General features: G+C 42.8%; 18 protein-coding genes and 1 pseudogene. 9 read left to right on the top strand and 10 right to left on the bottom strand.

Annotation, left to right across the window (positions count from 1 at the left end; all coding sequences use genetic code 11):
* Positions 1 to 65: 65 nt before the first annotated feature.
* Both DMB45_RS00845 and DMB45_RS00840 read right to left on the bottom strand, forming a co-directional pair.
* Positions 66 to 614: an FKBP-type peptidyl-prolyl cis-trans isomerase gene (locus DMB45_RS00845; protein ID WP_041503917.1), complete on the bottom strand. Its 549-nt coding sequence runs from the start codon at positions 612 to 614 to the stop codon at positions 66 to 68.
* A 189-nt stretch (positions 615 to 803) separates the two neighbouring features.
* Positions 804 to 2000: an OmpA family protein gene (locus DMB45_RS00840; RefSeq protein WP_041503918.1), complete on the bottom strand. Its 1197-nt coding sequence runs from the start codon at positions 1998 to 2000 to the stop codon at positions 804 to 806.
* A gap of 362 nt (positions 2001 to 2362) precedes the next feature.
* Between DMB45_RS00840 and nadB the strand changes: the two genes are divergently transcribed.
* The 9 genes and pseudogenes from nadB to DMB45_RS00800 all read left to right on the top strand — a co-directional run bounded on the left by nadB (position 2363) and on the right by DMB45_RS00800 (position 13777).
* On the top strand, positions 2363 to 3937 hold the full coding sequence (gene nadB / locus DMB45_RS00835) for an L-aspartate oxidase (protein ID WP_041503919.1): 1575 nt from the start codon (positions 2363 to 2365) through the stop codon (positions 3935 to 3937).
* 8 nt (positions 3938 to 3945) lie between these two features.
* Positions 3946 to 4791: a carboxylating nicotinate-nucleotide diphosphorylase gene (gene nadC / locus DMB45_RS00830; protein WP_041503920.1), complete on the top strand. Its 846-nt coding sequence runs from the start codon at positions 3946 to 3948 to the stop codon at positions 4789 to 4791.
* Positions 4792 to 4824: 33 nt separating this feature from the next.
* Positions 4825 to 5751, top strand: coding sequence for a quinolinate synthase NadA (gene nadA, locus DMB45_RS00825; protein WP_041503921.1), 927 nt, complete (start codon positions 4825 to 4827; stop codon positions 5749 to 5751).
* 67 nt (positions 5752 to 5818) lie between these two features.
* The gene (gene pheT / locus DMB45_RS00820; RefSeq protein WP_110688363.1) at positions 5819 to 8269 is read left to right on the top strand and encodes a phenylalanine--tRNA ligase subunit beta; all 2451 of its coding nucleotides are present in this window, start codon (positions 5819 to 5821) and stop codon (positions 8267 to 8269) included.
* 583 nt (positions 8270 to 8852) lie between these two features.
* The gene (locus DMB45_RS14810) at positions 8853 to 9374 is read left to right on the top strand and encodes an NUDIX hydrolase (protein ID WP_041504093.1); all 522 of its coding nucleotides are present in this window, start codon (positions 8853 to 8855) and stop codon (positions 9372 to 9374) included.
* 27 nt (positions 9375 to 9401) lie between these two features.
* Positions 9402 to 9593: pseudogene (locus DMB45_RS15105) on the top strand (hypothetical protein); the annotation flags it as partial.
* A 372-nt stretch (positions 9594 to 9965) separates the two neighbouring features.
* A complete protein-coding gene (locus DMB45_RS00810) occupies positions 9966 to 10301 on the top strand; it encodes a peptidase associated/transthyretin-like domain-containing protein (protein WP_041503923.1) in 336 nt (111 codons plus the stop codon).
* A gap of 89 nt (positions 10302 to 10390) precedes the next feature.
* Positions 10391 to 11074, top strand: a complete 684-nt coding sequence (locus DMB45_RS00805; protein ID WP_110688362.1) for a hypothetical protein — start codon at positions 10391 to 10393, stop codon at positions 11072 to 11074.
* A gap of 15 nt (positions 11075 to 11089) precedes the next feature.
* A complete protein-coding gene (locus tag DMB45_RS00800; RefSeq protein ID WP_041504977.1) occupies positions 11090 to 13777 on the top strand; it encodes a peptidase associated domain and porin domain-containing protein in 2688 nt (895 codons plus the stop codon).
* Positions 13778 to 13889: 112 nt separating this feature from the next.
* Here the strand turns inward: DMB45_RS00800 and DMB45_RS14660 are convergent, their stop codons facing one another.
* From DMB45_RS14660 to DMB45_RS00760, 8 genes are all read right to left on the bottom strand, one after another.
* Positions 13890 to 14105, bottom strand: a complete 216-nt coding sequence (locus DMB45_RS14660; protein WP_052634720.1) for a thioredoxin domain-containing protein — start codon at positions 14103 to 14105, stop codon at positions 13890 to 13892.
* 14 nt (positions 14106 to 14119) lie between these two features.
* Positions 14120 to 15673, bottom strand: coding sequence for a hypothetical protein (locus DMB45_RS00790; protein ID WP_041503926.1), 1554 nt, complete (start codon positions 15671 to 15673; stop codon positions 14120 to 14122).
* A 162-nt stretch (positions 15674 to 15835) separates the two neighbouring features.
* Positions 15836 to 16390 (bottom strand): TlpA family protein disulfide reductase, encoded by a 555-nt coding sequence (locus tag DMB45_RS00785; RefSeq protein ID WP_235375086.1) that lies wholly within the window; start codon positions 16388 to 16390, stop codon positions 15836 to 15838.
* Between the two features lie 34 nt (positions 16391 to 16424).
* Positions 16425 to 17948, bottom strand: coding sequence for a PKD-like family lipoprotein (locus DMB45_RS00780; protein ID WP_110688360.1), 1524 nt, complete (start codon positions 17946 to 17948; stop codon positions 16425 to 16427).
* Between the two features lie 19 nt (positions 17949 to 17967).
* Entirely contained in the window at positions 17968 to 18732 is a 765-nt protein-coding gene (locus tag DMB45_RS00775; protein WP_041503928.1) for a DUF4843 domain-containing protein, read from the bottom strand.
* A gap of 24 nt (positions 18733 to 18756) precedes the next feature.
* The gene (locus DMB45_RS00770) at positions 18757 to 20184 is read right to left on the bottom strand and encodes a RagB/SusD family nutrient uptake outer membrane protein (RefSeq protein WP_041503929.1); all 1428 of its coding nucleotides are present in this window, start codon (positions 20182 to 20184) and stop codon (positions 18757 to 18759) included.
* 26 nt (positions 20185 to 20210) lie between these two features.
* The gene (locus DMB45_RS00765) at positions 20211 to 23519 is read right to left on the bottom strand and encodes a SusC/RagA family TonB-linked outer membrane protein (RefSeq protein WP_110688359.1); all 3309 of its coding nucleotides are present in this window, start codon (positions 23517 to 23519) and stop codon (positions 20211 to 20213) included.
* Between the two features lie 28 nt (positions 23520 to 23547).
* Entirely contained in the window at positions 23548 to 24717 is a 1170-nt protein-coding gene (locus DMB45_RS00760; protein ID WP_041503930.1) for a FecR family protein, read from the bottom strand.
* Between the last annotated feature and the right edge of the window lie 40 nt (positions 24718 to 24757).

Below are 24757 nucleotides of genomic sequence, written 5' to 3'. Positions count from 1 at the left end.
CTCAAATATAAAAAAAGAGAGAATCGTTTCCAATTCTCCCTCCATTTCAGATATCTTCTAAACGATCAATGACAACATCCGTCACTACAAGAGTGTCCCGAGTCGCATCCTCCCTCGGATCCGCATCCGTGACATCCCCCGCACTTGGAAGAATGCAGTTTTTCCAATTCTTCATCCGTCGCATCCCTCACGGCCAATACCTTTCCTTTAAAATAGAGATCTTTTCCGGCTAACGGATGATTAAAATCCATCTTCACGTTCTCGTCATCCACTCCGACAATAACACCTTCCAAATGGCGTCCCAAACTATCCATCATAGGTAAGGAATTCCCTACAGTCAACTCCTCCGGTGAAACTTCTGCAAATATATTTTTAGGAAGGTCTACGATCATATCCTGATTCACTTCACCATAGGCATTCGCCACCGGAATTTTGAAATCAAAAGAATTACCCGTATTCAAATCCAAGAGATTCATCTCGAAATATTCTAACGTTTGACCTTGCCCACAAATGAATTCCAATGGAGTATCAGCATCAGCCATTTCCAAAATCTCCCCATTCGGTTCTGTTCTCAACTCATAGCTTACGCTCACAAATTTATTTTTTGTAATCATCTCATAGTTTTTTAATTATTCATTCGCAAAAGTAGGATTTTTTACCTGAAGAACAATATATATTCCGTTTAATATCCTACAAAATAATAAATATCCGGAAAACATTCAGTACAAGCATTTATAGAAGCCATGTATTCAAATGTTTTCCGGATATTTCACGTTGTCCAAAGTCGTGGCCGACGAATCGTGTTATTCGACAATAGCGACACGATTCAATTGGATATCGCCATTGTACAAGCCGTCAACGCCACCCATACCGATTACTTCCAACTGATTCGGATTCACTCCGAACTTCTTAATCAAAGCATCGGCTACATTACGGGCTCTCTTTTCACTTAACTTCTGGTTGTAAGCAGGCGTTCCGGTTGCCTTATCCGCATAACCCGTTACTTTATATTTCTTATTCGGATTTTCTTTGATAATTTCCGCGTAATATTTCAAATTGATCATCTCTTTAGCCGTAATATTGGCCTTATTGATTTTAAAGAAAATAGCCAAAGGAGCGGCTTTACTCTCTTTCGCAACCTGTACGGCTTCCTGTCTTGCTTTTGCACGTTCCTGAGCTAAAGCATCCTGCAACTGTTGCGCACGTGCGGTCTGTTCTGCCAACAAAGCTTCCACGGCTGCTAAATCGGCCGGAGAGATTCCGGTAGAGATGATTTCAGCCTTTTTCTCTCTTCTGAATTTCCGTTGATTAAACTTATAGGTAAACCCGGCAGAAACGCCAAGGATTCCTTCTCCCCGGCTACCGCCGACCTCACCGTCGAACTTCTGAGGAACCAAAGAACCTTTAATCTCCACGTTGAAATCAAAAGCATCCGATAAACGGAATTTATTGATCAAACCGCCAACAAACATAAAATCGGTCGTTCCATCCGACTTACAACCATGTATCATACCGAATCCAGCAAAAGGTATGGCCTCATAAAAACGATCGGTACGATAGCCTCCTATCCAGTTAGATAGATTTAACAACCCATCCACATGAATATTGAACTGCTGCCACTTTTGTTTGTAAAGTCCTTCGCCTTTATTGGAAACTCCCTTCGCGTAAATATTATTCGGGTCATTCGTCAATCCTCTCAATGTAAATCCTCCGGCTTGTACACGGGCTCCCAAAGTGGGAACAATCCATTTTCCGATTGAAAAATCAAAAGTCGGCGTAATCCGTCTTCCGAAATCCTCTTTGGAATCAAATTCCCCGAAATAAACCTGCCCACCGGCACTTATAGAGATAAACCAATTATCCCAGAACCGATTTGTTACAAATCCACTCCATGAAGGGGCTTGTTCTTTCTCCTTCACTTTTACTTTCACTTCTTCTTCCTGTGCAGTTGCGATCAAAGGCATAACTGCAACCAATAGCATAAATAGAGTCTTTTTCATCTTCTTTCATTTATTTTAGTAACTTGTATTTTTTCAAAGTCTGACTGCCGTCATTCTTTCGAACAACAAAAATACGAAACTTCACCCTCTAAATGTTACATACCGAAGTGTCAGAAACACTTTTTTGTCTTGTTTTTAAATTAATTTAATTAATATTACCCAACAGGAAACATATTTTAACACAAGTAACCCCGAAGATTTCACGAATTAATCCAAACGATAAAACTCTTCACTCTTCCATAAATCATGTTCCTAATTTCGCCCGCTGAAATAAATAAGAGATATTCCTTCAATATGCTCTCATTTTAATTTGTTACACACAAAATAATTTAATACTTTCGCATCAATTTACATGAATCAAAATGTGTAGTTACGATTATATCATTGTCGGAAGTGGTTTAGCGGGTTTGTATACGGCTTATCGGGCCTCTCTTTACGGGAAAGTAGCCTTATTGACTAAATCCAATATAAGAGAAAGTAATTCATACTTCGCACAAGGGGGAATCGCTGCCGTAACAGACGAACACGACGCCCCGTCTTTTCATTTTCAGGATACGATTACAGCCGGAAGAGGACTTTGTGACTATCCCGCCGTTAATATTCTGGTAAACGAAGGCCCCCGGAGAATACAGGAACTTATCGACGAGGGGATGCATTTCGATACGGAGAACGGAACCTTGGCTCTCGGCTTGGAAGGAGGACATCACCAAAAACGGATTTTACACGCGGGAGGAGATGCCACGGGAAAAATGATCACGAATTTCGTCATCGACAAAGTAGAGCATTGTCAGAACGTAACCGTTTTCGACAATCATGCCGCAATCGATTTACTGATAGATGAACACGGATGCTATGGAGTACGTTGTTGGGATTTCAACGCGAACCGGGAGGAAATCTTTACCGGAGACAATATCTTTTTAACCTCCGGAGGAGCCTCTGCCATCTACAAGCGTACCACCAATCCCCACTCGACGATCGGAGACGGGTTGGCTCTCGCCTATTTCGCCGGATGTGAAATTGCCGACATGGAGTTCATTCAATTTCACCCCTCTGCCATATATACGCCCACGGGAGAAGCTTACCTCGTAAGTGAAGCCGTCCGCGGCGAGGGAGCCCATTTGCTCAATCAACAAGGAGAAAGATTTATGGTGGGTAAACATGAATTGGCCGAACTGGCTCCCCGAGATATCGTGGCCCAATCCATATTCGAGCAGATGCAGAAGCATCATCAGGAATTCGTGTACCTGTCTTTGAAACATTTAGATCCTCAAAAAATAAAAAGACGTTTTCCGAACATATTCGAAAAGTGTACCGAATTGGGGATAGACATGACCGATCGCATACCCGTAGCTCCGGCAGCCCATTACACGGTCGGAGGAGTAAGGACGGACGTGGCGGGACGTACGAATATCCCCCATCTCTACTGCTGCGGAGAATTAGCTTCATCGGGAATCATGGGAGCAAACAGATTGGCTTCCAACTCCCTGATCGAATGCCTCGTATTCGGCAAACGGGCCGTGGAAGATTCGATAATGAACAAAAGAGTACACCCCTTCCCGGTCATCACTTCTCATTTTAAATTATTGCCGGAAAAGCAGAATGCTTACCTGGAACTGAAAAACAAGATCGCCGACATCATGACCCGAAATGCAGGTATTATCCGGACCGAATCAGGATTACGACAAGGACTCGACGATTTAAACGAATGGCTGTCGGCGCAAACTTTCGAAAAGAACGAATACTATTCGACAGTGAGTAAGAATCTGATCTATGTTGCCAAATTGATCATACAATCGGCTTTATACCGCAAAGAGAGCCGCGGAGGTCACTTCAGGGCAGACTATCCCGCTCAGAACGACCACACCTACGCGTGTCACATCATTCAACAATTGAATCGCGAGATTAAAAAATCTCCCGTAAACTTAAACATGAAATAACTAAACATATGCAAAACGATAGCCTCATTGAACGATTAATCGATCTCGCCATCGAAGAAGACATCTCCACGGGAGATATCACGACCAATGCCATTATTCCGAGTCACTCCAAGGCTACTGCCGAAATGAAGGCAAAAGCAGACGGAATCGTTTCCGGGTTGGAGATAGCCCGAAGGGTATTCGAACGATTTGAAAAAGATATCGTTTGGAAGCCGTTGGTAAGCGACGGCACCCCCGTGAAAAAAGGAGACATCATCCTGCGCATTAAAGCCAGTTATCGCACCCTGCTATGCGGAGAACGTCTCTCTTTGAATATCCTGCAACGGATGTCCGGAATCGCCACCGCAACAGCACGATACATGAAGGAGTTATCCGGAACGCACACCCAATTATTAGATACCCGAAAGACGGCTCCCGGATTAAGACTATTGGATAAAATGGCCGTTCATCAAGGTGGCGGAACCAATCACCGGATGGGGCTTTACGATATGATCATGTTGAAGGACAATCACATCAAAGTAGCGGGAGGAATCCCCAACGCCGTAAAACAGGTGCGAGCCAATCTACCGCTAAGTGTCAAATTGGAAGTGGAAACGACCAACTTAGAGGAAGTACAACAGGCCATCGATTGCGAAGTCGATCTCATCATGCTCGATAATATGAGCAACGAGATGATGGCCAAAGCCGTAAAAATGATTGCCGGAAGAGCCAAAACGGAGGCCTCCGGAAACATGAGCATTCCCCGGTTGAAAGAGGTGGCCGCGACAGGTGTGGATTATATCAGTGTCGGAGCCCTGACCCATTCGGTAACGGCTTTGGATATCAGCATGAATATCATCGGCGATCAAAAATAATTTCATTATCTTTGATTCTCAAAAGGAAAAATTATGACAACGACAGAGATCATCGACAAAATAAAGCAGCTAAAAGCAGAAAAAAACGCTATTATTCTGGCACATTACTATACCCGGCCCGAAGTTCAGGATATTGCCGATTATCTGGGAGACTCCCTCGGCTTATCCCGCATGGCAGGGAATACGGACGCCGACCTTATTGTTTTCTGCGGAGTTCACTTTATGGCAGAAACAGCCTCTATCATCTCGCCGGATAAAAAGGTATTAATTCCTGCCAAAGGAGCAGGATGTTCTTTGGCTGAAAGCGTGACAGGTTATGACCTTCTACAATGGAAAAAGGCAAATCCCGACGGCTTGGTAGTCAGTTACGTGAACACGACGGCAGAGGTAAAAGCCTATACGGATTATTGCTGTACTTCATCCAACGCGTTAAAAGTCGTGCAAAGCCTCCCAAAAGATAAAAAGATTCTTTTCGTCCCGGACAAAAATTTAGGAGCTTACATTCAAAAAGTAACCGGAAGAGAGATGGAAATCTGGAACGGAGACTGCTGTGTCCACGATAAGATAGACGCGGATATGGTATTGGAAAAATTAGAACAATACCCGGAAGCCGACGTATTGATTCATCCGGAATCTTCCTGCTCGGCCGACGATCGTATTCTGGACCATCCGCGGGCATACATGTACTCCACGGCAGGTATTATCAAGCACGCAAAAGAATCGCCCAAACAGCAATTCATCATCGCTACCGAATTGGAAACCATACACAAGTTACAACAAGATAATCCGACGAAAGAATTTATCCCGATCCATCCCAAAACCATTTGCGGACAAATGAAGAAAGTGACTTTAGAAAGCGTTTGGGAAGCATTGGAAAAAGAGCAGTTCGAGGTACGGGTCCCGGATGAGTTAAGGGAAAAAGCCTGGTTACCCATCCAGCGCATGCTGGAGATTGGATAACGCAAAAGAGTTCGTGATCCCGATACGATCACTCAAGCATTTAATAACTTAAACACAAAATGGCAACATGAATATATCACTGAACTGGTTGAAAGACTATTTGAAAATCAACCGCAACACGGAGGAGATTTGTAAGATTCTGACAAGTATCGGCCTGGAAGTAGGAGGCTACGAAGAATTCGAAGCGATAAAAGGAGGTTTGAAAGGATTAGTCGTGGGACACGTACTGACGTGTGAGGCGCATCCGGATTCTGACCATCTTCACGTGACCACGGTCGATCTCGGACATGGAGAACCGGAACAAATCGTATGCGGGGCCCCAAACGTGGCGGCCGGCCAGAAAGTGGTCGTTGCAACCGTCGGTACAACCCTGTACAAGGATGACGAAGAGTTTGTCATAAAGAAATCAAAAATCAGAGGGATCTCTTCCAACGGTATGATATGCGCCGAAGATGAAATCGGCGTCGGCACGGATCACGCAGGTATTATGGTCCTTCCGGAAGATACTCCCGTAGGCATACCTGCCGCCGACTATTTTAATATTTACCGCGATACCACGATAGAAATAGACATTACGCCCAACCGAATTGACGGAGCTTCCCACCTTGGAGTCGCCCGCGACCTGGCAGCCTACCTGCAACAAACGGAAGAGATCCGTTACACCTTGCCCTCCGTAGATGCCTTTAAGGCAGACCGTACGGATTCTTCTATTTCAATACGTCTTGAACGCCCTGAAGCTTGCCGGCGTTACGCGGGAATTTGCATAGAAGGGGTAACGGTAAAGCCCTCTCCGGAGTGGTTACAGAACAGGATGAAGGCGATCGGCTTACATCCGATCAATAACATCGTAGACGTCACCAACTACATTCTCTTCGGTTTGGGACAACCACTTCACTCTTTCGACAAGGCTAAAATCAAAGGAGACGAGGTCATTGTCAAAAGCGTTGCGAAAGGCACTAAATTCATCACGTTAGACGGAGTGGAAAGAGAGTTGCATGAAGACGACCTGATGATCTGTAACCGGGAAGAGCCCATGTGCATCGCCGGAGTTTTCGGTGGTTTGGAAAGCGGTATTTCGGAATCTACTACCGGTGTATTCTTGGAAAGCGCCTGTTTTGATCCTGTTTTCGTTCGTAAAACAGCCCGTCGTCACGGTTTGAATACGGATGCCTCTTTCCGGTACGAGAGAGGAACAGATCCCAACATCGTGATTTATGCTTTAAAATTAGCCGCCTTACTGATCAAAGAGGTAGCCGGAGGGGAAATCACCTCCGAGATCATCGATATTTATCCCGAACCGGTAAAAGATTTCGAGGTAAGCATAAAATATGCCCACGTAGACCGTTTGATCGGTAAAAAGATCGAACATGAAAAAATAAAAAAGATATTGCGGGCATTAGAAATCAAAATCGTAAAAGAAGAGGAAGAAGGAGTGTTGTTAAATGTTCCTCCTTACCGGGTAGACGTGAGAAGAGAAGCCGACGTCATCGAAGATATCCTGAGGATTTACGGGTTCAATAACGTGGAAGTTCCCGCAAAGGTAAATTCCACGCTCAGCTATTCGGAAAAACCGGACGATTTCCGGTTAAAAAATCTGATATCCGATCTATTGGCAGCCAACGGATTCAACGAGGTGATGAATAACTCCCTGACTAAGGCGAGCTATTTCGAAGAAACGGAAACTTATCAACCGGAACACACCGTCATGCTGTACAATCCGCTCAGCTCAGACCTGAACGCGATGCGTCAGACTTTACTTTTCGGCGGACTGGAAAACATAAGCTACAACATCAACCGCAAAAACAACAATCTGAAATTATTCGAATTCGGCAAGTCATACACCTTCCATAAAAAAGAGGGGATCGACAATCCTTTGAAACAATACAAAGAAGAAGACCTGTTGGCTTTGTTTATTACCGGTAATAAAAATAACCTGAATTGGAACGCCAAAGAGACAAAAACGGACTTTTTCTATCTGAAAGGGTATTGCGAAATGATCCTGAATCGATTGGGGATCCACCCGGATCACCTGAAAACGGAAGAGACCGACAAAGATATCTTCAAAGAGGGATTGATTTACAAGATGGGAGACAAACCTATCGTCTCCATGGGAATACTTAGCAAACTGCCTCTGAAAAAAACCGATGTAAACCAGGAGGTCTATTATGCCGAATTCTCGTGGGAAAATATTTTAAAAGCCCTGAAAAACCATAAGATCACCTTCGTCCCCATGCCTAAATTTCCATCGGTGAAACGCGACTTGGCCTTGTTATTGGATAAACAGGTCAGTTTTAAAGAGGTTAAAGAGTTGGCTTTACGGACAGAGAAATCTTTACTGAAATCAGTCACGCTCTTCGATGTATACGAGGGTGAAAAATTAGGAAACGGCAAAAAATCATACGCTGTCAGCTTCACTTTATTAGACGAAGAGAAAACGCTCACGGATAAACAGATTGATAAAATCATGAACAAATTGATCGGTGCCTACAAACATCAGTTTAACGCTGAGATTCGATAACCTACACGGCAGGGAAATCCCTGCCGTTTTTTTCAATTATTTGATCATGGCTACATACAAATCATTGCTTCCCTCCTTTCTTTTAATCGTCGCTTATTTTATTGCAGACGAATTCTTCGGCCCTAAGATCGGATTGCTCGCGGCCATCGTATTGGGAGGAGGCGAATTTTTGTATGCTTTATTGAAGGACAAAAGGGTTGACAAACCTATTCTGTGGAATACCGTTCTATTCATAGTATTGGGAATTTTGTCCGTACTCTCTGAAGGAAGTTCCTTAGAAAAGTTGCAACCGGCCATTGTCGAGGTAGCCCTAACCCTTTTATTGGGTATATTTGCCTTTTCCAAGGCCGATCTCACGCACACCCTACCAGCCCCCTATAGACGTTCCGTACAAATTACCCCGGAACAACAAGATGCCATGCGCCGCATGATCAAATTCCTGTTTTATCTATTAGGAATACACACTTCAATTGTATTTGTCTCAGCCTTTACAGTCTCCGAATCAGTCTATTCATTCATTAACGGCCCGTTATTGTACCTGTTGATCGGATTGTTTTTCATTACCCTGTTTGTCAAAAACAGAATACTTGCCAAAGCGGCCCGTTACGAAGAGTGGCTACCCGTGGTAAATGAAAAAGGGGAGGTAACCGGCAAAGCCACTAGGCGCAGCTGCCATTCCGGTTCCAAATTACTCCATCCTGTCGTTCACCTTCATCTGATCAATTCGAAAGGAGACCTCTTTTTGCAAAAACGGAGCCGGAAAAAAGACCTTCTCCCGGGGATGTGGGATTCGGCCGTAGGAGGCCACGTGGGATTCGGCGAAAAAATAGAAGAGGCTCTAAAACGGGAAACATTCGAAGAGTTGGGAATTCGCCAGTTCAAAGCAAGATTTTTAGGTTCCTACGTGTGGGAATCCCTACAAGAACGAGAATTGGTTTTCTCCTTTCTTTCCACCTCACATGACCCGATCGACATCCATAACGATGAAGTAGAAGAGGGCCGTTATTGGAGCCGTCAAGAGATAGAAAACAACCTGCAAAACAACATTTTCACGCCGAACTTTATTCACGAATATTCCCGAATGCTAAAGAACTGTCCGGCATAATCCTGAGAATCAGTAGCCAGGACACAAAGATACCGCTTTACCCATACCAAAGGAGAAAAAGAAGTTGAAGTCGCCTTGTTGGAGGCTGAACACGGTTGGGTATCGCTCGAAACATATCAGTTTCGTGCCGGAAAGGCAAAAATCACCTTGTCCGGACAAGGTCCCGATCGCTATCAATACATGTACGCAAACGCAGTAAAATGGGTAAAAGTCGAATAATCGTAAAAACCTTACAGAATATAACATGAATAAAAAATAAACACTTCCGTTTTGTCATACGGTCATTCCCTTGAAAAATCTCTATAACAAATAATATATTCATCTAATATTTATATTATATAAATATAAATTAACTTTCATTATTATTAAATTCAAAAAAATAACACCATATTTACATAATATTTTGTATTAGTAAAATTTATACACATTAAATTGTTTAAAACAACAAAAGACAGCACAGATAATATAAAATTCGATCCGCCATAAACAGGCGTATGCCAGGCGTTTCATCTTTTAATAGATAGAAAATGAAGAGTACAATCATTCAAGTCCCAAATAAATCAATATTTACTAAACCTAAAAAATCAATTTATGAGAAAATTTCTGAAAAACTTGGTTCTTGTAACAATTCTGTTTACAGGTATGTCTTTCACTTCGTCAGAAAAATCAATAGAAAGAGCTAAATCGGTAATGATAACAGTCCTTGTTGTCGATAACCAATCGAACCCAATTGAAGGTGCCACCGTATGGATAAATGATATCCTTCATACAAGTGACACCAGCGGAGAAGTTATGGAAGAGATGAGGATAGGAGCAAATGTATCCATTGAAGTAGAAAAAGAGGGATATCACAAGGCGACCACGGGTTTTACCGTAACTGCCAATGAAAATGACAACGTCATAGTCGTCATATTAAATCAAGTATAAAAACGAGAAGTGTTCGACGAAATCTTCTGACAAAACAAAACGTCATTCCTTTTCGTCGAACCCTTGTTTAATCCAAAGATATCGAAAGTATGAAAAAGATACTATTCTTGCTGATGTTCTGGTTGGCTACCGCAAATATCTCGGCACAGCTGATTGTCTTGAAGGCAGGACCAAACTACAATATTCCCGTTACGATCCGCAGAATAGCCGTTACCGTTACGGATGCCCAACGCACATCAGACAAACGATTGCACTCACCCGCAACCGAAGTATGGTTAACCATTGACGGAGAAAAACACAAATGCAAATTCGACAAATACAATAGCAAGTATGACATCGATTATATTCCCGACAGCATGGTTATCGAAGTCAAACACCCGGGTTACAAACCCGCAAAATATAATTTCTACAAAAAACTGTATACCGATAGTTCCCAACCGTTGTTAGGCATATTTCAAATCTATATGACGAAAGAGGGAGACACTGTAAACTATATCAACACATTAAACAACAAAATAGAAATCTCCATAAACAATAAAATCACGGCTTTTAAGATGGACACCTACCGGAAACCGGGAAAATTCGATACCTCCTCAAACACGATAGCGATACTTTCCCAAATGCCTGAAATCAATATTAAACCCGGAAAAGAAGAGTGGGAATACGAGTTATATTACAACGGAGCATATATCCGCAATATTATAATTAACGGAAATTCGGGAAACTATGAATATGAAATCTACAAGTTAAGAAAAAGGAAAAGATCAAATTAACCCTGCCGCAAAATCATGAGACAACTGCTGCTATTTATCATTATATGGCTAATATCAATTTCCTCCCAAGCACAAATCATCAGTAACGGAACCGCAGCGGGAAACTTCTCTTACGCAAGAACCTTTCAAGTTAGTGGTAATGTGGTCGACACGGCAAATCACGCTTTCATACCTTTTGCCCATCTTACTTTTATTTCAGGAAAAGATACTACGCGAATGGCTGCTAATCAACGCGGCCAATTTATTTACGAAGGACGAATTACGGACGAGATGGAAATCCGGGTTACCTGTATAGGATACAAACCGGTAAACACAAAATATTATCCTAAAAAACAAGGTATCCGTATTTCGATCGTCATGGAAATCGACGTTCAAGAAATCAACACGGTAGTCGTTACCGGCAACACGATTGCAATAATCTCCAAAGGAGATACGATTCAGTATAACGCAACAGCATTCAAGACATTGGAATCCGATTGGCTCGAATCGTTAATAAAAAAAATGCCGGGATTAAAATTAGACAAAGAGGGATTAAAATTCAACGGAGAACCCGTTCGCATACGCATAGACGGTAAGGCCATATTCGGAGAGTCCGGTATCGACGCATTGACAAACATCAAAGCAGACAACGTAGAACACATCCAAGTATACGATATCGAAAACGAAGAAGATAAAAAAATCGGGATGAAAAATCCGCGAAAACACAAAGAGATGAATGTTAAGACTAAAAACAAGGCTGATATTTATCGTAATAGTGATATCACAGCAGGTTCAGGTCAAAATCTTTCCAAAGGACACTCACTTTACAAAACGAAATGGGATATCCAAGGTCGTTATCACTATTTTTACGAAAAAGAACGATTCAAATTAGACGGACTCCATAATAACCTTCCCCGGAAAATAGCCGACGCACCATCGGAGTCACAACTTAGTACCGTCTACTTTACCTATGAAAATGAAAAAAACAAAAAACTGAAGTACTATACGACAAACACATTTCATAACGACGAGAAATACAATATAAAATCCACGACTCAAGAGTATTTTCCCACTAAAGATTTTAATTCGCGTACATTCAACAATGCACAACGCGACAAACACTTCCTTTCTTCGGGAAAAACAAAACACAGGATAAACTTAACCATAGGAGATATTTCGTGTGAAGGTGAATTCGCCTATGAATTTTCGAACAGTCGCATGAGAAAATACAATAACTCAACGGTAATACTCGACGCAAATACAGTGGCAAGCACCTCTGTTAAAGATTATAACAAAATACAAGGTTCCAATTTCTCCGGTAAAATAAGGATAGCTGAAATACGTGTCGGAAAATCTAAAAGAATTTTTATTACTCCGACTTTACAATTCGACCTCTTTCCCAAAGACGCAAACGGCTGGCGAATGGATACTTTACTATCATCAACGAACCGAATTTACATCGACAATTACGGTAAAGAACGCAATACCCACGTTAACGGAAGTATTATGATTATGGGACGACTTTTCCCTCTTATAAATACACAATTGAATTATTCCATTCGTTATACCGATATCAGTGCATGCCGTACCGCAATAGATTTATTCACCGAAAATATCGATTCCACAAACACCTTTGACTACACGATACACACGCTAAAACAAAATATAGCGACATTTCTTACTTATCAAGGAAAAAAGACATCGGTTTCCTTATCGCCAGGCGTCTCATTCTTTCATCGTACACACAACGAACATTTCCCTCAAACAATTGAAACACCCCAGAATTACTGTTTTTTCGAACCCCAATTTCACTTTAGCTATCGTTTCTCCAACACGACCAACGTGAAAATAGAATATTTCTTAAACCACAATATGCCATCCATCGAAAACATACGAGGTACTATCGACAATGCAAATCCTTTAATTCTTCAGGCAGGCGATCCTAATTTGAAAACACCGACAGCCCATTCCGTTAGATTTACCTTGAATAGTATGAACATTCGGGCAGCAAGTTCGATAAGTTTACAAATAGAAAGCAATGTTACCCACAACCCCATCACATCATCGAGCCAATACTTCACGGAGAACACCTATCTCCCGAAATACGACTACACGGCTCTCAAAGGAGCTACACTTTACACCCCGACTAATGTCGGTACGGAATCACGTCTTTACCTAAGGGCTTTTTACAACAAACTTCTCAAATTACTGCAATCAAACTTAAATGTATCATTAAACTGTGAATACTTAAATATACCCCAAATAAGTCAAGAAAAACGCAATGACATAGAAACCAAATCGGGCAGACTGAACATTTCCCTAAAATCCAATTTTTCCCGACGCGTAGAAATCACAATAGGAGGCGGCGGTTCTTTAAACTTACAAGAAAATTCTACGGGCAATAATAGCAAACTGGTAGGATGGAACACTCAAAACAGCATACGGGCAGACATAACTAAAAAGTATCGTCTTACAGCCCTCTATAATTACTCCTACCAGAAAGACAAAAAAGGATACGGACAAAAAATAGATTACCAGGAACTGAATGCCACTTTAACCCGCAAGCTCGGTAAAAAAGGATCTATCGTTATAGGCGCATACAATCTTTTGGATTCCGGATCAAAACTCGGCCTGAGAATGTACAACGATTATATTTCGCGTACGGACGACTATCGTGCGGGACGCTACCTGATATTTTCATTCAAATATGTTTTTATAGAATAGGTCCTCTCCGGATTCACGAGTACAAAAGTAGGATAAACCCGTACGCCTAATTTTTTTTAACGCCAGCCCCTCCCCTTTCTCCATATCGTACTTCACGCAAACAAATTTAGAATTAAAAAATCTCCCATTTTTTCCAGCGGAAAATATTATCTGTCATATACTTACACGGACCACACCAGAAGGTATAACAGTCCATAAACACCACTTTCTTCTCCACCTTCGCTTTTGCCATAACCTCATCAAAAGTCAAATGCTCGAAGTTCACTCCCTGCCCGAAAGCAACAACTCCACCCACCAAAAAGCTAACCATAAAAATAAAATTCTTCATACTGCAATCTTCTTTTAATCTTTATCCGTAGAAAGCACGATCGTATACGTTTGATCCGGCTCCCAATAGGTCCTATAAATAAAGATGAAATTTTCATCCAATTCGATATCTCCGTCAAAATCCAACTCTTTAGCCAAACGGGGATTTTTCAACCGTTTGGGGAAGAAATAAATAAACGGTAAACGTCCGACTATTTGTTTATTAAACATACCCGGATCCTCTTGGAAACGAGCCCCCTCCATCTCCTGTCGTTTGTAATGTTCATCCGTCCGTACGGTAATAATATATCTTTTACCCTTTTTCACGGTATTCACCGTGTAGTGCACGTCTTCCGGTTTTCCATCCAGTTTGGCTTCCCATTTCGGATCCCCGTAATAGACGAAGATATCCCGTTCATTCAGGTAGCCCATCTGATCCAAACTGATTCCCTGTCCGATCTCCCGCATCACCTGCTCTTTTTGTTCCAAATAATCCTTCGTCACATTTTCCGTCAAAGGATAGTCGATCTCTACAAGTTTAGGCGTGTTATCCCGCAAACTACTCAAGATAAATTGTTGGTTCAGATAGACAGCTTCGCTAAAAGAGAATCTTCCCGGATTGGCCATCCAGAGTTTCCAAGTTCCCCAAGCAGCCTGACCGTGCCAACGGGAATAGACATAACCGGCCCAACCACTCACATCTCCGTCTTTTAAGCAAGCCAATATTACATCAGCAGCTTCAGACATCGCTCCGCTATAAGAGCCCATTCCTAAAAACACCCGACAAGCCTTTAAATCCGAAAGGCGGATATCCTTCTCTCTCTGTTTTTCAAATCCGACATAGAGACGCCCTTCACTCCCTCTCAAATAATGATAACAAAACCTCAAATCTCCGTTTTGAAAATTTGAGGTACTAACAATAAAACCCGGATTCAAATTCCGATATTTCTCCGCAAATTTACATGAAACATCCTCAAAAGGTACGGTATCAATCTTTATCGTATTCTCTCTTTGTCTATCCGTCCATGTAGAATAAAAAGTCCCTGCTTTTTCACGACCATACTCATCCTTTATCAACTTTCCCCAGAAGAAATCGTCAATATATACGCTACGTTCAAAACAGGAATACTTTTCAATTTTCGCCCCGATACTCATGGCTGTCTTAACGGTCAAAGGCTTCTCCGCATTCCGAATTAATTGCAAAGCACCTTCCGCATCATAGCCGGTAACAATCCCCCACAAAAAATCCTGAAACACATCATCATCCATCCCACGACTCAATTTATGCATTCTTTGAACATATTCCCGGGTAATCTTTTCCGGTTTCTCCACCAACGCCACGTACCGGGGAAAAATCATTTTCAATTGTTCCGCCACCTCTTCCGGATGTTCTTCGAAAATAACAACTTCCGCATGGTGTTTCTCTTTTAATTCATTAATAACATTCATCCATTCACTATCTTGTGCCAATGCACGGTTGACCACCACGGCATATTCATTCGGACTTGCCTGCTTTGTTTGAGCGATCGATAAATCATGCCCCAACGATAATATCACAAAAGAAACAATAATACACACAACTCTTTTCATATTCAATACGTTTATATCCTCTTTATTTTAACCACATTATCCATGTACTCCGATTGATATATTTCCGGAACACGGTATACTTTTCTCTTTTCATCGATAACCGAATCCACTTGTGAAGCATGACTATTCACTTTATAAATCCGGTAATCCGATAGGACACTCTCATATTCCTTTCAATGATTTTAGCGTTTTTTCCGTTTCCGGATCGGAAGGACGTGTCATATTCATATTGATAATGTGCCCTTTTTTATCCAACAGGATAAATCGGGGAATAGAAGTCACCCCGTATAATTCCAAAAAACGCTTGTTGCCATCAAAATTCAACTGTATTCCGGTCATGCCGCTCTTTTTCACGAATTCCTTCCATAATTTGAAATCCGTATCCGTGGAGATACTCACGAAAACAATTTTTTTCCCGTGCATTTTTTTCTCCAACGCCTGCAAGTGGGGAACTTCTCCCAAGCAAGGGCCGCACCAAGTCGCCCACAGATCAATATAGACATATTTTCCTTTCAGGCTCTTCAACGAGAGCGGTTTCCCATTTACATCTATTGCCCTGAACTCCGGAGAAGGATCTCCCGGTTTCAATTTTCCCGAGATCTCCGCTTTTCTATTTTCCTGTCCTGAGGACACAGTACCCTTTCCTGCCATAACGTATGCTTGTACACCCATCGTCAGACAACAAATCAACATGAATACATTTTTCATTTTCATCATATACCATTTAAATTTACATACAATACAATCAACATCATCCGGCTGATTTATAAAAAACCTTCACGGGTCTATCTGCCACATTCGGGTAACTTTTCACTACTTTTTGATTCACGATATCATATACCAGCACACTCCCTTTCAATTCTCCGATAGCCCGGGGGTTCCACACGCCGATATAGAGGTAAAGTCGGTTCGTACTTGCTTCAAGTGAAGTTATCTCTCCTTCTACAGATAACACTGCATCCGCTTCTACTGGCAACGGTTGAACTTCCGCATTCCCCTCGACGTATTTCCACCGATATAATTTCGAACCGTTATTGTAAAAACATACGCCTAAATTATTATGTGCCATAACCATTGTCGACTGCCCCGTCAGAGTCAACGGATCTGATATCTCATACGATTTTTCTTTCGGATCGTCGAAAGCGGTAAAACTCATCCCGCTTTCCATAAATTTTGTAATTCTGACCCGTGAAACATTGGTTTTATCCGTCGCAACCGTCCACAACTCAGACATACCGCCACGTTCCTCAGAAGTCCTTCCGGTCAGATTCAAGACGTGATATCCTTTGAAAATATCTCTGGAATTTGACGTAAACGTCATCATCCCAAAGAACATCGAAAATATACAATCCATTCGCTCACGCCGATTATCCATAAAGTATAAAAATGCATGCAAGTTTCCCGGAGGTAGCGCTATTGCCCATTTGTCATAAACCGCCTCGGCAGGAAAAATCTGAGAATCCTCGTAGAGAAAGTAATTCAAAGGATTAAGTCCTGCTGCATTTCCGCGATCCGGCATCACATAAAGTGTTGCAGGATCCCCCGGATAGGGCCCCTTGAATCCCGTTACAACAGCCACCGGTTTTATCCGGGGAAGTTCTTGCTTGACATCGAATATGTAAAGCAAGTCGAATGTTTTGTTGTCGAACTGGTATATCTTTTGACTTTTGCGACAAGTTAAATACAATACGGATCCGCCCCTCATATTCCCCGAAGTAGCATCAGTCGGATCGTCGAGCACGATCTCCGGATTTACAGCCTCTACTGCTCGCGTTTTAAATTCCGATTCCACTCCTTGCCAGACATCACTCTCCTGACTCGTACGCAAGAATGAAGTTCTTCCTTTCCCTTGCTCGTCGGCACTCAATACAAATAATCCCTCGATAAACGCAGTTCTCACGAAAACCCGGTAATTATACATCTTGCTGACGTCACCGTTACTCACCCGCAGTCGAACCCGGTACTCGCCCAACTCGCGGAAAGTATATTGTAATTCGGGATCGTAAGAGATGTATTTCAGGGAATCTTCATTACTACCTTTCTGAAGAGACGCCCTCCATTCGTAGGTCAACTCTTTTTCACCCATGGTCTGTGTAATCTTGGGTGCCGGAATTACAGTTTGCGAACCGTAATCCGTGTAAAAAGAGTCCTGACCCACCTCAAAATTAATCTCCGATAAGGGAATATAAGCCCCCTCGGACTTGTCGTCGATACACCCGTTTAACAGATAAATGGACAAAACGGATAACGATAAACATTGTAATATATATTTCATACGCTTAAAATCTTTTTAATTAATATTGAGGTTCGGGTATATTTACATCGGCATCCGGATGCTCCTGATAATAATCGTACAAAGGACGGATAATATATTTGTGAATTGCAATTTTGTTATTATACCAAAACTGATAGCCACTCCATTCAAGATTTGGTCCGAATTGCGTTGTCAAACGCTCGTACATGACAGGATTCTTCTGTTTCACTTCATGAAAAAAATGCATAAACATATAAGCTGCCTGTTCCGTGTAATTTCCCAAATCACTATCGCTCCACCACCAGGGTTTCGGAGTTGCCGTGATACTGATGAAAAGCAACATTTTCGTGTAGCGTTTTTCAATGGGAACAACACTGAAATCATCCGTTTCCACCAACTTGAATGCCAACACGACCGGACGTTCCCGTAGTTCGGGATCTTTGTTTTTAAACAAAGTGATATAACGTGTACTCCTGATCTCATCCCGAGGGAATGTATCGATTTCTCTCAATCGATAGTGAATGTCAACACGGGCAGTCGTCAGACTGTCGATAACCTCTATCCGGTAAGAACGCACGTAGGGTTTCGGCATTCCCATCACCTGTAGGTAGAGCGGATAATCGTACTTCTCCTCGGGAGCCCCGGAGATAAAACTATAGTAGGCGGAATCTCCGCTATTCATGTAGATGTTGTCTTTCTTTCCCGTGTCGTATTGCAAATACTCCCGGTCGCACCCCGCACAATGCCAGAGTACCCACAGTATCCCCAACCATTTAAGCTTGCCCCATAATCTGTTTGTATTCATAATCTTTATTATTTATTATTTTTACTACTCTTCTTGCCGGTAATCAAACTCCTCGTTCGGTATCGTAAGCGTATACCGCTCGTCCGATCCTTTTACCGTTTCGGCGCTGGCAGGCAGATAAAGGTCCCGGTTCTGACGCTTCATGTTGTACCACTCGTATCCTTCGCCGAAAAACTCCCGGAACCGCTCTTCATTCAGCTCTTGAAGGGTCAATCGTTGTCCGGCCTGCAAGCCTACTCTTCCGCGATTCTCGATCACCAGATTGAAATAGGCTCTCGCTTTTTCCGGATCTTTCTCCAGCAAAGCTTCTGCGGCGATATAGTACATTTCCGGTATCCGGATCAAAGAGAATCCGGTTATTCCTCCGAATTCGGGAGCTCCTTGATTGTTGTATGCATCCTCGTCAAGAAATTTCAGAAAGTAAGTATTGGGAGTCTCCCAACTTGGCCTGTATTTTTTCTCTCGAAACCAATTTCGCCTCAAGTCCATAACACTACCGCTCGATTCGTAAAAATCCAAAGCATCCGCACGAGGCAACAAACCCGAGTTCTTGTAAAAATCCTCTCCCATACTTCCGAAAGGCATTCTTTGGTATATACCCCATATTGTCTCATCTTGCGCCACGATACTCGCCAACATGTTCTTTACATTCATTTGGGAAACTACCTTGTATTTTTTCGTTTCAATCACTTTCTCCGCGTAAAGACAAGCACTATCAAGGTCTCCCCTCATCCAGTACACGCGTGCGAGTGTCGCCCGTGCCGCATCCAAATTGAAATGCAGTTGTCTATTTTTTAAAAAAGTTGTTTTACCGTCATCCTCCAATTTCTCCGCCTTTTCTAACGAAAGTTCCGCTTTTTTCAAATCCGAAAGAACGGCTTTGTATACCTGTCCCACGGTACTGAAAGGTGTCACCCGGTTTCCCCAGGTCGTCACGTACGGTATTGCCCGTGCCTCCGGCTTCGACCCGATATGCGGGGCAAACAAACGCAATAGGTCGAAATGAAGGAAAGCGCGTATGCCTAAGGCTTCTCCCCGGTAATAATCGAAATAGCGATATTTTCCGGGAGCCGCTTTTTGCAGATTCGTCAAAATATCATTAATTTGTGCAATTGCGGCATAGGTGGATTTCCAAATAACAGCATACTCATCCCGCGCTCCTTTACCTTCGTGCATGTAGTTGTTGATTTGCCCGGAACCCGAATTCAGATCGGTTTGGTTTACTTGCCAGGCATGAGTCAATAACTCCGGGACAAAGTAACGCATCTGCCTCCCGTACATATTTTGTCCCCCGATTTCGGCATAAGAACCGTACAAGGCATCCTCGCATCCCTCGGCAGTAGAAAACAGATCGACATCTTTGATATCCGATTTGGGTTTCACGGTCAGAAAATCTTCACATCCGCAAAGGAACAGACATGTCGTCCAAAACAATACTATATATCTTTTCATGATCATCTTTTTTATTGTTACATTCATTAAAACGTCGGGCTGATCGTGAAATTGAATCCCCGCATATAAGGATAGGCGGTTCCCCGTTCATATTTCACGCTGGAAATTCGCAAAACATCGGAAAACGTTACCCCGACCAATAGCTTTTGCAACCCGACTCTTTTTACCCATTTCGGATTGATATCATACATAATTCCCAAAGAAGAGATATAAACTTCATTTTTCTTCTCCACGAACCGTTCCGAGTGTATGAACGTATTCCGGGATACATCGTCAATTCTTGCATAATCCACGATATCACCCGGCTGTTCCCACCGCAGGGTGAAAGTTCGTTTATCGACGTTTCCCCTCGGATCGATATTCTCGATTTTACCTGCCCGGGTTGTATTGTATATGTATCCGCCGAAGGTAAAATTCATCGCCATGTTCAAGGAGACCCGTTTATAGGTGAAGTAAGTACTGAGACTTCCCTCGAATTTTGGAATCGCACTTCCCAGCGCCACCTTGTCCCGCGGGTCGTATTCAAAGGTACGGGTTCCGTCCTTTTTGATAAAGATCTCCTGACCGGTTGCCGGATCTATACCCAATGAACGTACCGCATAAATAGCTTCCGACGATTCTCCCTCTTCCAATTGAATTTTAGGAGCCACGAGGCCCGTAGAATCCCTATTAACGTCGTTATTCCGTTTCAAAGCATTACTGATCTTCTTGATCTTATCCCAGGTACGACTATTGTTGACGGAAACCCGCCAGGCCACATCGTTCGTGCGGATTATTTGTGCGGAAACCGATACTTCATACCCTTGGTTTACCTTCTCTCCCAGGTTGTCCATCGTGTTTTCCATGCCGACGGAAGGGGGAAGATTGATGGAGAGCATCATGTCCTTCGTGTTCTGCCGGTACAGGTTAAGTGAGATATCCAGACGCTCGTTGAACAAAGAAATATCCGTTCCCAGGTTCCAGTCCAGCACCCGTTCCGCCTTCAGCTGGTCGTTTCCCATGGAGACCACGTGAGCTCCCATCGTTCCGTAATACGCGTACTCAATGGAGTATTTATACATATTATAAGGTCTGATATTCGCAAAATTGCCGTTCCCAAGGTAACCGAGACTTCCCCGTATCCGAAACAGATTTACCCAGGAGTCTTTCAAAAAATTCTCGTTATGCACATTCCACCCGGCTCCGACGCTCCAGTAGGGAGCGTACAAATCTTTCGCCCCGTAATTGGAATTCCCCGTAATCCGGTACAAACCGTTCACAAAATAGCGGTTTTTCACGGTAAGGGTCATGTTTCCATACAAACCGAGATTGGCATTGATCTGCTCGCCTCCCGAAGGCGCTCCGTCCGGATAGCGGGCGGCAAAATTAATGTCATTCAATGCCGGACGCAAAAATCCGATACCGACAAAAGAGAAATTATTCGTCCGGTTTTTAGAAATATTGGCTCCCAGATTCACCGTTAAAAGTGAAGAACCCTCCTCGTTCAAAGACAAATTGTAATTGACCGTCCCGTTGAAATTCCAGTTTTGCCCCCGACTTCCGCTGATTGCATAACTTCCTTTACGTAAAGGGTCGAACTCTTTATAAAACATCGATAATTCCGGAGAGTCAAATTTTTCGTTTTGCGAATCTGTCCAATCATAAGAGAAAGTCCCGTTCAAATATAATCCTTTAAATACGTCCCATCTTACACTCACGCTATTACTGAAACGTTTCGACATCTCATTGGCAAAACTATTGGTTGTCGCATCGTACAACGGATTTCGTCTATCATACGACAACAATTTATTCCATTCCCCGTACTCGTCTTTCGGTACATCGTAAGGATTTATGACAGCAAAATCGGAGAAACTCCCGTACGGGGAGGTCTTCGAATCCATTTTCGACCAGTCCGAACGGAAACTTACCGATAATTTATCATTGTAACGATACGAAAAATAAAAACCGAGGCTATAATTCTGCCGGAAATCTCCTCTCATCACCCCCCGAGTATCCCCGTAACGAAGATTCACGCTATAATCGATGCCTCCCCCGCACCCGGTCATATTTAAAGAATGATTGAAAGACCAACTATTGCGCAGAGGTTTGGAAATCCAGTCCGTATTCACGCCCGCATTCACTCGTTTCAATCTCTCGTAATAGATTTCATCGTATTCTCCCGTCACAGATTTATATAATCCGTATCGTTTTTCCAACTCCAGTTTTTGTGCCGAATTACAGAGGTTGAAAGAAGAAACATCCGGGAATTGTACGTTCGGAACAAAATTATACCGCACCCTCAATCTACTGTCTGTTACCTTTTTCCTGTTTACCACGATTACTCCGTTGGCAGCCCTATCCCCGTACATCGCCGTGGCAGAGGCATCTTTCAAAACATCCACCCGATCAATCTCAAACATGTCCATGTCGTACAATTGCTCCAGAGAGATCTCCACTCCGTCCAACATGATCAGCGGGCGATTCAACCCTATCTGCCCACTGGCCGAAAGTGAGGAGGTTCCTCGAATAATAATCTCCGGAATATGGTTCGGATTGGCACCTTGTTCGTTATTTTCCACGATACGCATACCCGGAACCAATGTAGCCAAAGCCTGTACCAAATTGGTCTGAGACATCTTCAGAATATCTTCCGATCTGATGGTCGTCACGGCTCCCGTATAACTATTCCGACTCTGGGTAAACATACCGTTGACCACCACCTCCTCTATCAACTCCACCTTCTCTTCCATAACCACGTTCAACGGCTTTTCATCCTTCAGTGCAATTTCCTGCTTTTTCATACCTATAAACGAAAAGATCAACACGTTTCCCGGAGCTTTAGGCAACATCAATCTGAATTTTCCGTTTTTATCCGTAGTTGTCCCTATAGGGATCTCCCCTTTATTCGTTCTCAACACGACCGTTATTCCCGGTAAAACATCCCCATTTTTATCCCGGACTGTTCCCGTCTGCTCGTACAGATTAAGTACCCTTTTGTCCCGAAAAGAAATCACGTACGAATCTCCTTTCAACTCGTACTTAAACGGCTTGTCCGCCAACAAAACATCCAAACTTTCCTCCACCGTCTTATCTTTCAAGGTCACGGTTACCTTGTAGCGATTCAGATCGTCATAATTGAATATGAACTTACTGTTCGTCCGTTCGCTCAACCGGGTTAAAGCCTCTCCCAAAGGAGTATCCTTAAACACCAAGTTTTCGACTTTCACCTGTGAAATCCCGGTATGCATACCCGCAAAAAAGAATACGCAACACAGAAAACAGAAACATCCGATTTTTTTTACGATACAACAATCCCCGGGGGGAGTCGTACCGACACCTCCATAATTTGTCATCATACACTTTAAATTTAGGTCGAGTAATTAGTTACTTCTTTATCTCTGATACTATAATCTCTCGTTCTTCCATCTTTATCGCAATCTTATTCGTTGCCATTAACAGATCGACAATGGTCCGAAAATCGCAATTCCGATCGACCCATAACTCAAACCGAAAATTTTTCAATTCCTTATCCACATACACGGTCTTGAAATTATACCACCGTTGCAAGTCACTCATGATCTTCTCTAAACTTTCGTTTTTGTAATAGAAACTTCCCGATTTCCAAGCCGTAAAACGACGCACGTCTATCCGGGAAATTTTCGGTCGTTCCTTTTCGAAACAGGCATTCTCACCCGGGACCAACCCGTATTCCTCTCCCTCTTTTTCATTCGTCACCGAAATACTTCCCTTTACAAGCGTGACATTAACAGGTTCTCCGCTATAAGATCGCACGTTAAACTCCGTGCCATACACCTTTGTTCTTATTCCGGAAGAAGAGACAACAAATGGAAGCCTTGAATTTTTCACAACAGAAAAATACCCTTCGCCTTTCAATTCGACCCCACGCACACTATCCCGAAAAACTGTAGGATAACGGAATTCCGATTCGGAATTCAACCACACGACTGTTCCGTCGTCCAAGACCAATTTATACTCTCCTCCCTTAGGCACCCGTAACACGTGATAGTGTACCTCTTCCTTTCCTGACAGAGTATAATGCATACGCTGCAAACTATCGTAACCGATCTCAATACCTTCCCCCACTTGTATGTTCTTCGCCCTCTGCCGATCCAAAACGATACTTTTTCCAGACTCCGTTACGAGTACGGCACACGCTTTTCCGGGTAAGAATGAAGACGACACGACTACATCGTGCCCGCACACGTCTCCATCCTTTTCATAAATAACCTCCCCGTATTTCCATAGGCCGAATAAACCGACAAGAACGAAGAGAGAAGCCGCTACCGAAAAACGCAATAAAAATCTTCGCCTGCCTTTACGTCTCATCCTCTCTTTAAATTCCCGAAACGCCACTTTCGGACCGTTAGAAAAACGATTGCCTCTTCGTATTCCGACTTCTATATACAAACGACAAGAATCGTACAATCTTCGATTTTCCTTATCTTTTAACCATTTCCGCACGGAATCATCCTGTTGTAATTCGGGATGATTCACTATTTCCAGTACGAAATCCAATCGATCTTTTACCTCCATAACTCTATTCAGCGTTTTTTGTTATAAACACGTAATAAAG

It is taken from the genome of Sanguibacteroides justesenii, assembly GCF_003204205.1.
In the GTDB taxonomy this organism is placed as follows: Bacteria; Bacteroidota; Bacteroidia; order Bacteroidales; family Marinifilaceae; genus Gabonibacter; species Gabonibacter massiliensis.
This window is presented reverse-complemented; position numbering and strand designations above follow the sequence as displayed.

Coding starts and splice junctions, on each gene's coding strand:
- DMB45_RS00845 (WP_041503917.1), bottom strand. CDS start 614: ATGATTACAAAAAATAAATTTGTGAGCGTAAGCTATGAGTTGAGAACA.
- DMB45_RS00840 (WP_041503918.1), bottom strand. CDS start 2,000: ATGAAAAAGACTCTATTTATGCTATTGGTTGCAGTTATGCCTTTGATC.
- nadB (WP_041503919.1), top strand. CDS start 2,363: ATGTGTAGTTACGATTATATCATTGTCGGAAGTGGTTTAGCGGGTTTG.
- nadC (WP_041503920.1), top strand. CDS start 3,946: ATGCAAAACGATAGCCTCATTGAACGATTAATCGATCTCGCCATCGAA.
- nadA (WP_041503921.1), top strand. CDS start 4,825: ATGACAACGACAGAGATCATCGACAAAATAAAGCAGCTAAAAGCAGAA.
- pheT (WP_110688363.1), top strand. CDS start 5,819: ATGAATATATCACTGAACTGGTTGAAAGACTATTTGAAAATCAACCGC.
- DMB45_RS00810 (WP_041503923.1), top strand. CDS start 9,966: ATGAGAAAATTTCTGAAAAACTTGGTTCTTGTAACAATTCTGTTTACA.
- DMB45_RS00805 (WP_110688362.1), top strand. CDS start 10,391: ATGAAAAAGATACTATTCTTGCTGATGTTCTGGTTGGCTACCGCAAAT.
- DMB45_RS00800 (WP_041504977.1), top strand. CDS start 11,090: ATGAGACAACTGCTGCTATTTATCATTATATGGCTAATATCAATTTCC.
- DMB45_RS14660 (WP_052634720.1), bottom strand. CDS start 14,105: ATGAAGAATTTTATTTTTATGGTTAGCTTTTTGGTGGGTGGAGTTGTT.
- DMB45_RS00790 (WP_041503926.1), bottom strand. CDS start 15,673: ATGAAAAGAGTTGTGTGTATTATTGTTTCTTTTGTGATATTATCGTTG.
- DMB45_RS00785 (WP_235375086.1), bottom strand. CDS start 16,390: ATGATGAAAATGAAAAATGTATTCATGTTGATTTGTTGTCTGACGATG.
- DMB45_RS00780 (WP_110688360.1), bottom strand. CDS start 17,948: ATGAAATATATATTACAATGTTTATCGTTATCCGTTTTGTCCATTTAT.
- DMB45_RS00775 (WP_041503928.1), bottom strand. CDS start 18,732: ATGAATACAAACAGATTATGGGGCAAGCTTAAATGGTTGGGGATACTG.
- DMB45_RS00770 (WP_041503929.1), bottom strand. CDS start 20,184: ATGAAAAGATATATAGTATTGTTTTGGACGACATGTCTGTTCCTTTGC.
- DMB45_RS00765 (WP_110688359.1), bottom strand. CDS start 23,519: ATGATGACAAATTATGGAGGTGTCGGTACGACTCCCCCCGGGGATTGT.
- DMB45_RS00760 (WP_041503930.1), bottom strand. CDS start 24,717: ATGGAGGTAAAAGATCGATTGGATTTCGTACTGGAAATAGTGAATCAT.